Origin of the sequence: Psychrobacter sp. Choline-02u-9 (assembly GCF_002836505.1) — a bacterium.
Classification (GTDB): domain Bacteria; phylum Pseudomonadota; class Gammaproteobacteria; order Pseudomonadales; family Moraxellaceae; genus Psychrobacter.
In genome coordinates, this window is the sequence record NZ_PJBF01000050.1 from 1 (window position 1) to 14,619 (window position 14,619).

Below are 14,619 nucleotides of genomic sequence, written 5' to 3' on the forward strand. Positions count from 1 at the left end.
ATCTATTTTATGTCGTAATATTCTAAATATTTTCAAGTGATCTGGAATAGAGAGATAAGGAGCAATTTCTCGAAATTCCTTTGGATGTTTCTTTAATGCTTCTTGACCACTTACAGTAATCAAGACTGACATTAGGTTAACCGCTTTCCTACTATCATGTTGTACATTAAGGCTGTTTTTCACAAAGCCAAATATTAATTTTCTTAGATATACATACATATCTTGATAGTCTTTATCCGTTCCAAACTTTGTGAAATGCATATGGCTATATTCGACAATTCTAGAATAACAACCATAATAGTTAAAAAAGACAGTCAATGCTTTAAATATACGATCATTTTTAACAATCGGATTGGCAAACTTTACAATATCCATAACTTTAAAGTAGTTTTTCTGAGATATACCATCTGTAGTATAAGACAGAACTCTGTTAGCTATATATTCTTCAGAAGGAATTATTTTAGGTAAAATTGAAGAATTTAGGATACTCTCATACTCTTGAGGTGTACCGCAGAAAACTGTATTTTCAGCTGGAATCCTTCTCATATATATATTTTTTTTATTCTTAATAAGGTTGTTGTAAAGTGGAGCTACAAACAACTCACCTTTCCCATCAAATTTTTCCAACTCATTTTCATAAGCATCTTTAAATATATTAAAAGATTTAAAGTGATATAGGCCATTAGAACAATACTTTGAGATCCTTTGTTTCTCTGCTACCTTTTCAACCTCCAAAAATAATTCATTTGAGTCTTTATCTTTAGGTAGTGCGAACGACCAATGATCGCCTTCACCTTCAAAAACTTCTAAATAACCATCTACATCTAACTCTACAATTTCTTTTGGTAAACTGAAATCCAACCTTATAGAGTCAATATTGTAAATAATTAACCTTTCATTTTTATCAAAATTTATATTTTCAATTCCCTTAAAAACAGTTTCTGCTTGCCCTCTTGTTTCTCCATTTAATTTGACTATATGGTATTCACCAGTCTTTAGTCCTACACTGTTACAAGTTTGACTAATAAAATTTTCATCAAAATCATTCCCATTATGAATAAAAACAAAACTATCAGTCAGGTCAGCTTTCTTAAATTGAGAAACTATGTGATGAAAAACAGAGTTTCCATACAAGTCAAGTTTATATTTATTAGATAAATATCCTGCTTTAGAAAACCTAGAACTAAGACCAGACATTGGAAATACTATCATGACAATGATTACCTTTTATTTTTTATATAGCTTGAAATACTTATCTTCAAACTTTTTGTTTTTATTATTAAGTGAAAATGCCAACTTGAACGATTCGAGAGCCTGCAACTCATTACCCTCTTCTATTTGCATATTACCTCTAGCATAATAAGCTTTAGCATAGTTTGGGAATTTTTGAATCAAAGTATCTAAAATATGTAGACTACTCTTCTTATCACCTAGCATTCTAATAGCATGTGAATACTTAAATAAATAGTCTGCATTATTAGGAGCTAATATGATTGCTCTCGCCAGATAATTCGTTGCTAATTGATATTCTTTTCGTTGTAAATAACTGTCTCCAATTATATACAACGCACTTTCGAAAGCGGAAAACCTAGTGAGTATTCTTTTGGCATAAAAGATGGCCTTTTCGAAATTGGCAGCGCTGAAGTTCTGATATGCTTCAGCAAGATCGGCAAACAACTCATCATCGTATAGATTGAAATTTCCTAAGTTCGAAAACAGCTCCTTTTGAACCATACCCGTAGAGACAAAATTCATCAACAATGTATATAGCTTACTAGAACGTGAAATCACAGAAGGTACGTAATGATCAGTTCCTAATAATGAGTAAACTTTAACGTTTTCAAAACCCTTTATATAACCTGCATTGATCAGGTCTTTAGGTGTAGATTCACCTATTATCATATGTATCGTTCTATCAAAATTGGCTATTTTTTCTAATAGAAAATCTTTCTTTACTATACCCTGTTCCAAATTTTGAATACTTCTAGAATACGGCTCTCCCAATATAATTTCAGCTGGAAATGATAGTATATTGGCACCTAATTCTATCCCATAGTGAATGGCTGCATGACCACCCATGCTAGTTCCAACAGTGTACACCTCTTTGACATCTAAATGATTTATCCATTTTTTGAGACATATTATTGTCTGATCCAAACTTGCTCCTAAGCTTGGAATACCATTTAAGTACCATTGATTAGAAGGATCGTTTACAAAAATGACATTCTCATCAATTTCTCTGCCTAGTTGCCAAAAATTAAATTGATTTTCTTTCATATTAATTGCAGCAAAGAAAATAACTAACTTTGACGAACTTGGTCTGACAAATATAGAATGATTATCACCTTTCAAAGGTGTTGGAAATTCACTGTTACTCATCGTTCAACAGCTTATCGAGTATTCTTTCATAGCCATGCTCATCAATAATAGTCTTTAGATTTTGTCTATTTGATTCAATTAAGCTAGGCTCACTCAAGAAACTTCTTAGATTCTCTGCAAACTTAGCATCATCAAGTTCATTAAAGTTTGAAACATATGTCATACCGCCCAACTCATCCCAACCTATACATTGATTTATTTGGTTATCAGCAATAGGTATCAATAGTGCCGGAATACCTAGATAGGCAGCTTCAAATATAGTAGTTCCACCACCTAAAATTGCAAAACTACAGGTAGACATTATTTCTGCCATATTTTCAGGACTTATCATGAGCTCAATATCTTTAGAGCCCTTTGAGTTTATCCAATTAGATATGTCTCCAATATTTTCATTCTTATCACTAACTACTATGGTTAATTTCCAATTATTGTCTGCAATAATTTGATAGAAGTTTTTTAAAATGTAGAGAATTGCACCTCTATCGCTACCGCCACCAAAAGTCATCAAGATTCTTTTTTGCTTATGGCATTCTTTGAGCTCATCATTAAAGAATATTGGTCGCAGTATGCAATATTTAGGACCTAATAAAAACTCTACATCATTATACAAAACATCTTTTTTATAGAATTCCGCTCTTTCATGTGGGCTACCGTTTACTACCAGATTAGCCGCAAAATTTTGCTTTTTACTAGCATCATATTGCTGAACGATCCTTACATTTTCTTCGCGCAATCTTTTCTGATGTTCTCCATCAGATCGATAATCATCAATAATAATATGCTTTGAATTGTATTTTTTCAAAACACTAAGATGAAAGTCAGCTTCACTTTCAGAGCTTAACCAACTCTCTCTGGGAATCCATTCAAGAAAATTGGTTTCGTCAGTTTTATCTTTTAAGCTAAGAGGTGGGCCAATCATAATCACGCCATACCCTCTTTTACATAGCTCCGTAGCAAGCACTCTACATCTAACCAAATGGCCAAATCCAACGTTAGTACTTGCTGAACACCTTATAACGACTATATCCAATTTATAATCCTATTCAATAATTTCTAATGCCAGCTTTCTCACGTTCTGATCACCCTTAGTCAAATAACGATTTACATCCTTATTAAACCAATATGGGGGATATAGTACTTTATTAGTGACAGGTCTTGAATGGTATCTATAGTCTGTCGTGAACAAACTACTCCCCATATAAAAAAGCCATAATGCTGATTTGTATCTCAACTCATCGTCACATTCAAGTCCGACTTCACCTTTTAACATTTGTTCGAAATGCAATCTATCGTTTGGCGAAGGGTGCCCGACCGGGTAGTCGACCGTTCCGAAATGTCCACATAGAATAGCGGGTATATCCATTACACCTAGCTCAATACTAGACGTACCGTTATAAACGATTGCAAAGTCTATCAAATCTTTCAAGTCATGCATTTTGAACCAATTATGGTCTAGAAATATTACATTCTGGTTTTCTTCCTGAATAATATCTCTAAATACGGCATTCCCAAATGTTGAAATTTGCTGATTTAATTCATGTGGATGAGGCTTGATAAGTAGTAATGTATCTGTGCCATTAACCGTTTCAATAGAATGATTGATCCAGTCCTTCATATCTGAATGTGCAGCACCTCCATCAAATGGAACTCCTGAATCATAGACAACCTTGCCAAATGCACAAACTACTTTTTTGCCAGCTGCTCTCCAACTATTAATGTACTGAATAGCAGCTCTCTTCTCAACAGAATCGTCATCATAAGAGACGGATCTCTTTACATTTGTAACGCCACTTACCGTTTCTAAAATCTCTTCAGCACGATATTTGTTTTCTTGGTAGAAAACTTCAAACTCCTCTGGTAATGGGAAGCTAGCAGACCGTGTATGAGGGTACTTCGTCATATTTCTAACAACACACTTAGAAGATATATTAGTAGAGAAGTTAGAAAAGTAGTTTTGATATCCATTTGCAGAATGTATGCAAAAGAAATCTTTAGGATCTCCGTATTCCTCGCAATAAAAACGATAGAGTGCATCTGGTAATCTTGCATTAAACTGTACGATAAAACCGATTCTTAATCCAATATCGTCTTTTAGCTTATGAATATTGTCTAAAACAGTCGCTGCCGACTTTGTTATAGTGTAAATATTTTCTAAGTAGTTGTTTAATGCTGGGCAAGTGTAATCTACGTCATAGATACGTTTGTTAATAGCTGATTCTTCCCACAAAACATGAGATAGATCAATATCTTTCCACTGCATTTTACCTTGACTCAAATTGATATCGAATTCTGCATCAAGTTCAAGCTTAGAATCCCTCTTTATTTCTCGATTCATCGTTATGACATCGATGAACTCATTGATGTATACATTGTTCGTTTTTTCTGTCGGCAAAAGACCTTCTGATAAAGGTATGACGGCCCAACCCAATCTTTTAAGCTCCATGAGAAGAACGATAGGCGTTTTCCTCAACTGCTCTATAGATCTTGGAGTAATAAAAATTACTCCCTGTGGATTTTTGGGCTGTGGAATACTTTGATACAGTACGGCCGTATCCTTCAAAAATTTAAGCTCGCCTGACCGTTTGACCAACGACCAACTAGTATACGGACATAAATTATGACTCCGAGATAAGAGAGCAATGTGAACTCCTCTAGTTATCTCTTCTGCTTCTTCAAACTTTTTAAGTCTATGAAGGATTTTTACATAAGAAAGAGCACTCTTTGACTCCCGTACTTTTCTTGGCTGCTTTGAAAAGAATTCATAAGCTAATTGATACTCTTCTGCTAATATAGCCCAATCCAGAAAATGCTGAATATCTGATGCATGCTGAGGTTTTTTATCATTTAAATTCAGTATTTTTTTAGATATTTCATAATTGTCTTTACCATCTTCCATAAGTGCAAAGGCGGCAGTCCATACTGTTGACTGACCTGCATCTGACATTGCGATTTGAATAATTGCCTCTTTAGCCGGTCTATATATAGCATCCTGCCCCAAAGACCTTCCTACATTCATTATTGTTCTTAGAGTTTTTACATTTTTCAAGGTTCTGTCTAGCAAAGATTGATTAACAAACTCGTTAATTTCATCCTCTAATGAAACATATAAAGCTATCGCCAACTCATAGTTTTGATGATAGCTAGGAAGACGCCTAATACCTTCTCGTCTAGAAGCATAAATAACTTTGAGCTTTTTATCTAAAGTCTTTGCTTTATCAAATGCTAATTGACATATATTCAAATAATCATGATGAAGCTTACCCTGCAAATATGGCTCAGCATAAAATAGAATAAGATCAGAGGTCAACTCAGGATCTTCTAAGTCATGATCAGATAACAAGAACTCTAACTCATCGTAATTTTTGTTCTTTAAATTATCACCATCTGCCCACTTCATATTTTCTCTTGCTACAAGATCGAGAACTCTCCAAACCTTTAGCAAGGCCACTAATTGTTTATCTCTGACCTTAATATTTTTAGCTTTATTTAACTTGAGCTCTACAACTTTACTTGAAATTAAATCAGATGCTTCTTCAAACCTCTCTTGCTTAGCTAGAGAGATAACTGACAAATATATCAGTAAAATACTATCAGGGTTATTGCCTATCAGTCTTTCAGCAACTGCGCCTAAGTCTTTTAGGCCTTCTTCTGAGTTCAATAGCTTTTCAAGATGCAAACCATATTTTCTTTGAGAAGTAACCCGTAGCTGCTCATTACTTACCAACTCTTGCAATGTTTCTTCTATATCATGACTAGGACTTTGATTCACTTTAGTGATTAAGAAATCTTTGGCCTTGAAAAACTCCAATTCTTTAGCTTTTAAGAACTCTTTTGCTTTCGAGAACTCTTTAGAATCCAAGAGTTCTTTTACTTTTGCAAACTCCTTCTTCTCTAAAAAATTATTCGTCTCCAAGATTTCTTTCGCCTTAGAAAACTCTTTAGATTTTAAAAGACTTTTTTTTGCTTTTTTGAGCCAGTAATGAGTCATAATCAATTCTCTAATTTATTCCAATCTAACGGTGTGCCTATACTCATATCTGATGCAGCCCTTTTACCAATTACTTCATCAAAATATTTCGGTGCTAAACCATGTCCCGGTCTTATTCTTCTAATATTTTCACTTGTAATCAATTCACCAGCTTTGATATCACTAACAACATAAATAGATCTTCTATTTTTTCTTGCTAGTGTATCAGCATCACTTACTCCGTAAGATACACAACCCATAGCCTCAGCAGCAGTTTTGCATTCAGTCACAAGCTGTTTAAACTGGCTCGGTGTCAAAGAGAATGCTGCATCGATGCTACCCTCATCATCTTCTAGCTTAAAATGTTTTTCAATAACAGTTGCACCTAGCGTTGTAGCAGCTATTGCAGCACCTATGCCTAGCGTGTGGTCAGACAAACCCACCTGACAACCAAACAACTCTCTCATATGAGGAATGGTTCTTAAATTTGCTTCTGATGCAGGAGCTGGATAACTACTAGTACACTGTAAAAGCGTCAGCTGAGAGCAGCCATTTTTTAGAGCTGTATTCACAGCCAGGTCGATTTCAGAAATAGATGCCATTCCAGTAGAGATAATCATTGGTTTCTTTGTTTGAGCAACATATCTAATCAAAGGAATATCAACACATTCAAAAGAAGCAATTTTATAAGCTGGAACCTCTAACGACTCTAGAAGGTCTACTGCCTCTTCATCGAAAGGAGTGCTAAAACATAAAACATTTTTTTCACGTGCTCTATCAAATATAGCCTTGTGCCACTCATACTTTGTTTGGGCTTCTTCGTATAAGTCGTAAAGTCTTCTGCCATACCATAATGACTTTTTGTTAGTCACTTTGAAATGGTCGTGATCTAAATTTAAGGTCATCGATTCTGGTGTAAAGGTCTGCAACTTTAGAGCGTCTACACCTGTTTGTGAAGCGTGATCGACAATCTTTAGTGCTTGTTCTAATGAGGCTCCGTGGTTCCCTGACATTTCTGCAATGATAAACGGAGTTGGATCATTTGCTTTAGCATCACCTTTATATAGAACTTCCTTCAATGTATTCATTTCAACTCCTTATTTGCATTATAAGTATTTCTCATATCAACTAAAGCCTCTTTTAAATTAAACTTAGGTGTCCAATTTAATTGATTCTCTATTTTCTGAGTTGATAGAAAATTATCTACGTTTCTAATTTTTATATTTGAGATAATTTCAATGTTATCAGTATTATCAAAAACTTCATTAACTGTTTCTGCCATTTCTAAAATAGAGTATGCTTTACCACCGCCAACATTAAAAGTACCTGCTACTTCTTTAGTAATGGATAAGATTATTGCTTCAACAACATCCTTAACATACACCTCATCCAAATAAAACTCGTTATCTTGGGCGGTAAGCTTTTCTTTGTTTCTAGCTAACTTTACAAACCTCATTAAGACTGGAGAGTCCTTTTCTCCTACACCAAAACACTGAGACAGTCTAAAAATAGTACTTTTGACATTGTTTTTTTGACAGTAATAGGTGACTAGCTGCTCCCCCATTAACTTTGACAATCCATATATAGTATTGGGATGTGTAACCGCATCTTCTAAATATGGCGTTCTATCCATTTCGGAATATATTCCAATGGTAGAAGTCAGAACAACTTGCCTGATTTTTGCCTCACATGCTGCTAAAAGCAAGTTTTCGGTCATCTTTATATTGGAATCAATAAAGCCACTTAGCTTAGGTTTTTCTTCACTTCTAGTTAATCTTTGACCAGCTAAGTGAACCAACACATCACCTTCTCGAAAAATATTTTCTAGACTATTTAGCTCATAGTCTGTCTGAACAAAACTTACGCTTTGATTCTCACCATTTTTCTCGTTACTTCTCGTTAAGCAGATAATTTCAAAATTCTGCTGAGCGGACTCAACTAAATGCCTACCAATAAAACCTGTCGCACCTGTGACTATGAGTCTCATTCATCTTCCCACTTATCTTTTGGAAATTCAGCAACGTAGTAACCTACTACTTCTTTTTTGCCATTGATGATATTAATCGCTTCTCCATTAGAGTATCTATATTCATGATATAGAGCATCTACTGGAATAGGGAAACGTTCTTCTTCAAATGTTTGACTCGGTTGTGAATGTTGAAAAATCAATTCGTAGTATTTATTATCTTTCAGCTTCACACGCTGCATACTTTGATGCTTATTTAATAACACCTCAATTGTTTCAACTAGAAAGCTTCTATTTGTGGCATGCTGAATAAGTCTCCACATGTGACAGCCATCCAATCTCGGAGCGATTTCGATAATTTTGACTCCGTTCGTAGTCGCTTTCATTTGAAAATATAAAGGTCCGTTTTCAATTTCTAATGCTTTTACTACATTAGAAACCAACTCAACAGCTTTTTTCTTAGTATCTTCGTCAATGTTTACACAAGGAATTAGATGTCCTTTTGGTATACCAAAATATTCATCGTTATAAATTAAACGTTCAGATAGTATGTCAAATACAATTTGGCCTTCTGAAACTAGCACATTACACGATATCTCCACTCCATCTAGAAAGTCTTCAATCACTGCAGTGTTGTTTGACGAAAATTGTTTAGCATTTATAACTGAGTTCTTTAGCTCATAAGCATTATCAACTTTTTTTACACCTCGCTGACCTTGTGCATTAGATGGCTTTACGATACATGGGAACGTATTCCATTTGTTACTGTCATCAATGGCATCAACTTCTACATAGTTAACAATACTAAGATCAATGTTATTCAAAAAACTTCTTAAATCTTGCTTATTATCAAGTAATCGGATTAGCTCTTCTGAATAAAAAGTAGGCAAGTTGAGTTTGCTAGAGACCTGTACTACTGATTTAATCGCTGTATCTGATGATACTGAATATACTAAGTTAACATCATTATCTACTGCTATCTTTGATACTGCTTCAATATCACGAATGTCAACTTCATAGAATTTGTCTGTGTATTTAACGCCAACTTCATCAGATCTATTTGAACAACCAATAACATACCAACCCAACTCTTTCATTGTTTTGATTAAATCAAGTTGCCCTGAGTTTGTACCCAGAATTAATATTGTATTATTCATTATTTATCCTATCTATTGATTAGCTGATACATATATTCGGCTCTTTCCCAATCTTCTAATGTATCAATATCTTGTACGAAATGTCTTGGTATAACTATCCCGGCACTATCAGAGCCAAACATGTTTTTTGTAGAGGTGGTTTTTAGATTTCTCCAGTAGAACTGACCTGCATCTTGATAAGCCTCTTCCAAATCTTGGCTACGACTACTGAAGTTTTCTGGCCAAAACATTTCGCATCGATCATCATGCCCTAACTTGAAAGTTCTTTGTATAGGAAATGGCATCGTTGTACAGCTAAATACATTTACTACATTAGAATTCTGTAGCTTGTTATGACCTTCGACAAGATATTTTTTTTGAAGAAGTGGCGCTGTAGCATAAATAGTACAAAGATAGTCATAGTCATCATCAGTTTCTTTTAAATACTCTAGAAAATGATTAATTACATCCTTCGTTGTTGCAAAGTCATTACTGATGTATTCAGGCCTCAAGAAAGGAACTTCGGCACCATATTTTTCAGCTACAGTTGCAATTTCTTGGTCGTCTGTTGATACAACTACCTTATCAAAGCAACCACTTTCTAGGGCTGATTCGATAGAATAGGCAATAATTGGCTTTCCACAAAAGTTCTTTATATTTTTTCTAGGAATACGCTTACTTCCACCACGAGCAGGAATCAAAGCTACACTACTCATATTAGAATACTCCTTAGCGTTTTTACTACATACTCCTGCTCTTGTTCTGAAAGTTCAGGATACATAGGCAAGCTAATTGCCTGTGCATAGTATAACTCTGCTTCAGGAAAGTCCCCTAACGTAAACCCTAAGTTTTGTTGATAGTAAGGTTGGAGGTGTACAGGGATATAATGAAGATTGACACCAATATTCGCAGCCCGTAAATCATCAAATATTTCTTTTTGGGTTTTTTGCACCTGTTTAGTTTCAATACGTATCACGTAAAGGTGTAGTCCTGAATATCCATCTGAATGTTGATAAGGAGTTATTACAGGTAGATCAGCCAATAAGCTGTCGTATGTTTTAGCAAGTTGGTGGCGTCTATCAGTAATAGTATTAAGACGTTTAATTTGAGAAACACCTAACGCAGCCTGCATTTCAGTCATTCGATAATTAAAACCAAGCGTAATTTGTTGATAGTACCAAGAGCCATCTGGCTCATGAGTCATTAGATCAGAATCACGAGTAATACCATGACTACGTAACAACTCCATCTTTTGTGCTAGCTTTTTGCTTTTCGTGGTCGCTACGCCGCCTTCAGCAGTCGTAATTATTTTCACTGGATGAAAGCTAAAAATTGTAATATCCGAATATTGGCAGTTACCTATTGGCTGGTTTTTATACTTACCACCTATAGCATGTGAAGCATCTTCGATAATATAAAAGCCATACTTTTTAGAAAGTTGATATATCCTCTCCATATCACAAGGTTGACCACATAAATGCACAGGAATCACTACCTTCGGTAATTTACCTTGCTCTTTAGCAGCTTTAAGCTTATGTTCTAGAGACTGAGTAGATAAATTATAGGTCCTTGGATCAATATCTACGAAATCAACTGTAGCACCACAATACAAAGCACAGTTTGCAGATGCTACAAATGTAATAGGTGTCGTCCAAACAATGTCACCTTTGCCCACATCCAAAGCCAAACACGCAACGTGGAGGGCTGAAGTAGCACTGTTCATTGCCAGAGCATATTCAACATTACAATGTTTTTTGATTGTATCTTCGAACTCTGGCACTTTAGGGCCTTGCGTTAAATAATCAGACTTGAGGACATTGACGACTGCGTCAATGTCCTCCTCTGTAATATTTTGGCAACCGTAGGGAATAAAATTCATTAGATTTTACCAATATTATCTTTGTTTTCTTGTATCCAAGATTCGAGCTCTTCTCTTGGCATCCATTCAGTATTATTATCACTTGAATAAACAAAACCTTCTGGAACTAATTTACCATCTTTCACTCTTTCAGGTGAATGACCCCAGTTGTTAATAGTAGGTAAGATTTTGAAGTGTTCAGGGTACTCATAAGTATAATAAGAATCTTCAGCACCAATCATTTGCTCATGTAGTTTCTCACCAGGTCTAATACCAACTACCTTAGTGGTAGCTTCTGGCGCCACAGCTTTTGCTACATCCATAATATTCATTGATGGAATTTTTTTAACGTAAATCTCACCACCTTCCATATCTTCAAAAGCATGCCATACAAGCTCAACGCCTTCTTCCAAGGTAATCATAAAACGTGTCATACGATCATCAGTAATAGGTAGCTCACCTCTTTCTTTAATTGATAAAAAGAAAGGGATTACTGATCCACGTGATCCCATCACATTACCATATCTTACGACAGAAAATTTGGTCACATGCTGTCCACTATAAGCATTTCCTGCTACAAATAATTTATCAGAAGTGAGTTTAGTAGCACCGTATAGATTTATAGGACTACTTGCTTTATCGGTTGATAACGCAACTACACCCTTAACACCTTTATCTATGCATGCGTCAATTAGGTTCATTGCCCCATGTACATTTGTTTTTACACATTCAAAAGGATTGTATTCTGCTGTTGGAACAATTTTAGTAGCAGCAGCATGCACGACATAATCAACTCCATCTAAAGCACGATATAGCCTTTCTTTATCTCTTACATCGCCAATAAAAAAGCGCACACGTGGGTCATCTTGAAACAATTTAGCCATTTCCCATTGTTTCATTTCATCCCTTGAAAAAATGATGATTTTTTTAGGATTATATTTTTCAAGGGTCATAGGTATAAATTTATGTCCGAACGAACCTGTACCACCTGTCACCAAAATCGTTGAATTACTTAACATTTCTTCTTAACCTCAGATATTTGTATATGTCTAAATGGAAATCACCTATGTTAATTAGGTGATTGTGCTTTTAAATAATTGTTTACTCTCATATTATAACTGACTCGTAATTTAATTTTCAGCTAAAGTTATGGAAAACTCCTTATTTTTATATTTTTACTCTAGAAAAAAATGTCACTCAACTGCAAAAAATAGAAAAAATCTACTCATAACCATTCGGGTTCATGCTCTGCCAATGCCATGTATCTCGACACATATCGATAATCGATAATTCAGCTTGCCACCCTAACAACGTTTTCGCTTTATCGGCACGGGCATAACAACTCGCGATATCACCTGCTCGACGATCTATAAACTGATAAGGAATAGTCTGGCCAGATACGTCAGAAAATACAGATACCAATTCTAATACAGACGCACCTTTGCCAGTACCTAAGTTAATAGGTAAAAAGCCTACTGAATATTGTTGTGTCGTACCATTTTCGTTTAGTCTAATTTGTTTCTCTAAATAATTTAGTGCAGCCACATGACCTTGAGCCAAATCAGTAACATGAATAAAGTCACGGACACCTGTTCCATCGATAGTAGGATAGTCATTACCAAAAATGCTAAGCTTTTCAAGTTTGCCGACGGCTACTTGAGAAATATAAGGCATCAAGTTGTTAGGAAGGTCATTAGGGTCTTCGCCAATCTGTCCTGATGGATGCGCACCTACTGGATTAAAGTATCTAAGAGCAATCAGGTTCCAGCTGTCATCAGATACAGCTAGGTCTTCTAATATGTATTCGACAGCAAGTTTACTTTGTCCATAGGGATTGGTACAAGAGCGCTGCGAGGTTTCATCGATAGGTAGAGTTTCAGGATCGCCGTAGACAGTGGCAGATGATGAGAAGACTAGGTTTTTAACGTCATATTCTGCCATGACTTCCAGCAAAACGATGGTGCCACTGACATTGTTATTATAATATAACAAGGGCTTAGCGACGGATTCACCTACTGCTTTTAACCCAGCGAAGTGAATCACGCCAAAGAAGGGATGCGCGGCAAAGATTTGTCTGAGTGTCTCAGCATCGCGGATATCACCTTCAATAAACTCAATCGGCTGAGCAATCAGGGTAGAGACACGATTGATCGCTTCACGGCTACTGTTAGATAAGTTGTCGTATACAACAATATCATAGCCTGCTTCATGCAGGGCAATACAAGTGTGTGTGCCAATATAGCCTGCACCACCCGTGACTAATATCTTATTTTTCATAAAATTTTCAGGCATAAAAAAGACACCCCATTGTAGGGGTGTCTTTATCATATTTCAATGTAGATTTAGTAGTTTAACTGTAGACTAATGCCTATCTTACCAACCAGTAACTTCTTTTAGCTTATCGCCAAGCTTAGATGGGTCACGTGTATACGCGATACCAGCATCTTCAAACGCTTTAAATTTCTCTTCAGCAGTACCTTGACCACCAGAGATGATAGCGCCTGCATGACCCATACGCTTGCCTTCTGGAGCGGTAACACCAGCGATATAACCAACCACTGGCTTAGTCACATGGTCTTTGATGTAAGCAGCGGCTTCTTCTTCAGCAGTACCACCGATCTCACCGATTAGAATGATCGCTTCAGTTTGTGGATCTTCTTGGAACAGTTTCAATGCATCAATCTGGTTCATACCAGGGATAGGATCACCACCGATACCGATACAAGTTGACTGACCAAAACCAAGCTTAGTAGTTTGAGCTACAGCTTCATAAGTCAATGTACCAGAGCGTGAGATGATGCCTACTTTACCTGGCTGATGAATATGGCCTGGCATGATACCGATTTTGCACTGACCTGGAGTGATAACGCCTGGGCAGTTAGGACCAACCAAACGTACGTCGCCAGCTTCTTCAAGATAGCGTTTTGCTTTTAGCATATCGATAGTCGGTACGCCTTCAGTGATCACAACGATCAACTTAACGCCAGCATCGATTGCTTCAACGATAGAATCTAGTACAAATGGTGCTGGTACGTAGATAACAGAAGCGTCAGCTTGAGTCGCTTCCATGGCTTCCGCCATAGTGTTGAATACTGGTAGGCCTAGGTGCGTTTGACCACCCTTACCTGGAGTCACACCACCAACTACTTTTGTACCATATTCGATGGCTTGTTCAGAATGGAACGTACCATTTTTACCAGTAAAACCTTGTACCAATACTTTGGTATCTTTATCGATTAATACACTCATTATATTTTCCTTGTATTCGGTTGTCTTGTAACAGTGGTCTTTATAACTATCATTATCAAATTTT

General features: G+C 36.0%; 12 protein-coding genes. All 12 read right to left on the reverse strand.

The window, feature by feature from the left end:
- Window positions 1-1,212, reverse strand: a 1,212-nt coding sequence (locus CXF69_RS07190; protein ID WP_102083168.1) for a glycosyltransferase family protein, incomplete at its 3' end; no start/stop codon positions are given.
- A gap of 15 nt (window positions 1,213-1,227) precedes the next feature.
- The gene (locus tag CXF69_RS07195) at window positions 1,228-2,379 is read right to left on the reverse strand and encodes a tetratricopeptide repeat protein (protein ID WP_102078634.1); all 1,152 of its coding nucleotides are present in this window, start codon (window positions 2,377-2,379) and stop codon (window positions 1,228-1,230) included.
- Complete coding sequence (locus CXF69_RS07200) at window positions 2,372-3,298, reverse strand: hypothetical protein (protein WP_102078635.1); 927 nt, start codon at window positions 3,296-3,298, stop codon at window positions 2,372-2,374. Before CXF69_RS07200 ends, CXF69_RS07195 begins: the two co-directional genes overlap by 8 nt.
- A gap of 120 nt (window positions 3,299-3,418) precedes the next feature.
- Entirely contained in the window at window positions 3,419-6,367 is a 2,949-nt protein-coding gene (locus tag CXF69_RS07205; protein ID WP_102078636.1) for a hypothetical protein, read from the reverse strand.
- Window positions 6,368-6,369: 2 nt separating this feature from the next.
- On the reverse strand, window positions 6,370-7,434 hold the full coding sequence (pseI, locus tag CXF69_RS07210; protein WP_102078637.1) for a pseudaminic acid synthase: 1,065 nt from the start codon (window positions 7,432-7,434) through the stop codon (window positions 6,370-6,372).
- A complete protein-coding gene (locus CXF69_RS07215) occupies window positions 7,431-8,333 on the reverse strand; it encodes an NAD-dependent epimerase/dehydratase family protein (RefSeq protein WP_102078638.1) in 903 nt (300 codons plus the stop codon). The genes pseI and CXF69_RS07215 overlap by 4 nt, the downstream gene beginning before the upstream one ends.
- Entirely contained in the window at window positions 8,330-9,469 is a 1,140-nt protein-coding gene (locus CXF69_RS07220; protein WP_102078639.1) for an ATP-grasp domain-containing protein, read from the reverse strand. Before CXF69_RS07220 ends, CXF69_RS07215 begins: the two co-directional genes overlap by 4 nt.
- Window positions 9,470-9,477: 8 nt before the next feature.
- Window positions 9,478-10,164, reverse strand: a complete 687-nt coding sequence (gene pseF / locus CXF69_RS07225) for a pseudaminic acid cytidylyltransferase (protein WP_102078640.1) — start codon at window positions 10,162-10,164, stop codon at window positions 9,478-9,480.
- Window positions 10,161-11,327 (reverse strand): UDP-4-amino-4,6-dideoxy-N-acetyl-beta-L-altrosamine transaminase, encoded by a 1,167-nt coding sequence (pseC, locus tag CXF69_RS07230; RefSeq protein ID WP_102078641.1) that lies wholly within the window; start codon window positions 11,325-11,327, stop codon window positions 10,161-10,163. The genes pseF and pseC overlap by 4 nt, the downstream gene beginning before the upstream one ends.
- Complete coding sequence (gene pseB, locus CXF69_RS07235; RefSeq protein ID WP_102078642.1) at window positions 11,327-12,325, reverse strand: UDP-N-acetylglucosamine 4,6-dehydratase (inverting); 999 nt, start codon at window positions 12,323-12,325, stop codon at window positions 11,327-11,329. Before pseB ends, pseC begins: the two co-directional genes overlap by 1 nt.
- Before the next feature lie 202 nt (window positions 12,326-12,527).
- Window positions 12,528-13,598 (reverse strand): UDP-glucose 4-epimerase GalE, encoded by a 1,071-nt coding sequence (galE, locus tag CXF69_RS07240; protein ID WP_228706750.1) that lies wholly within the window; start codon window positions 13,596-13,598, stop codon window positions 12,528-12,530.
- 81 nt (window positions 13,599-13,679) lie between these two features.
- Window positions 13,680-14,555 carry a succinate--CoA ligase subunit alpha gene (gene sucD, locus CXF69_RS07245; protein WP_102078643.1) on the reverse strand — a complete coding sequence of 292 codons (876 nt, stop codon included), beginning with the start codon at window positions 14,553-14,555 and terminating at the stop codon, window positions 13,680-13,682.
- Window positions 14,556-14,619: the final 64 nt, after the last annotated feature.

Coding starts and splice junctions, on each gene's coding strand:
- CXF69_RS07195 (WP_102078634.1), bottom strand. CDS start 2,379: ATGAGTAACAGTGAATTTCCAACACCTTTGAAAGGTGATAATCATTCT.
- CXF69_RS07200 (WP_102078635.1), bottom strand. CDS start 3,298: ATGATTGGCCCACCTCTTAGCTTAAAAGATAAAACTGACGAAACCAAT.
- CXF69_RS07205 (WP_102078636.1), bottom strand. CDS start 6,367: ATGACTCATTACTGGCTCAAAAAAGCAAAAAAAAGTCTTTTAAAATCT.
- pseI (WP_102078637.1), bottom strand. CDS start 7,434: ATGAATACATTGAAGGAAGTTCTATATAAAGGTGATGCTAAAGCAAAT.
- CXF69_RS07215 (WP_102078638.1), bottom strand. CDS start 8,333: ATGAGACTCATAGTCACAGGTGCGACAGGTTTTATTGGTAGGCATTTA.
- CXF69_RS07220 (WP_102078639.1), bottom strand. CDS start 9,469: ATGAATAATACAATATTAATTCTGGGTACAAACTCAGGGCAACTTGAT.
- pseF (WP_102078640.1), bottom strand. CDS start 10,164: ATGAGTAGTGTAGCTTTGATTCCTGCTCGTGGTGGAAGTAAGCGTATT.
- pseC (WP_102078641.1), bottom strand. CDS start 11,327: ATGAATTTTATTCCCTACGGTTGCCAAAATATTACAGAGGAGGACATT.
- pseB (WP_102078642.1), bottom strand. CDS start 12,325: ATGTTAAGTAATTCAACGATTTTGGTGACAGGTGGTACAGGTTCGTTC.
- galE (WP_228706750.1), bottom strand. CDS start 13,598: ATGCCTGAAAATTTTATGAAAAATAAGATATTAGTCACGGGTGGTGCA.
- sucD (WP_102078643.1), bottom strand. CDS start 14,555: ATGAGTGTATTAATCGATAAAGATACCAAAGTATTGGTACAAGGTTTT.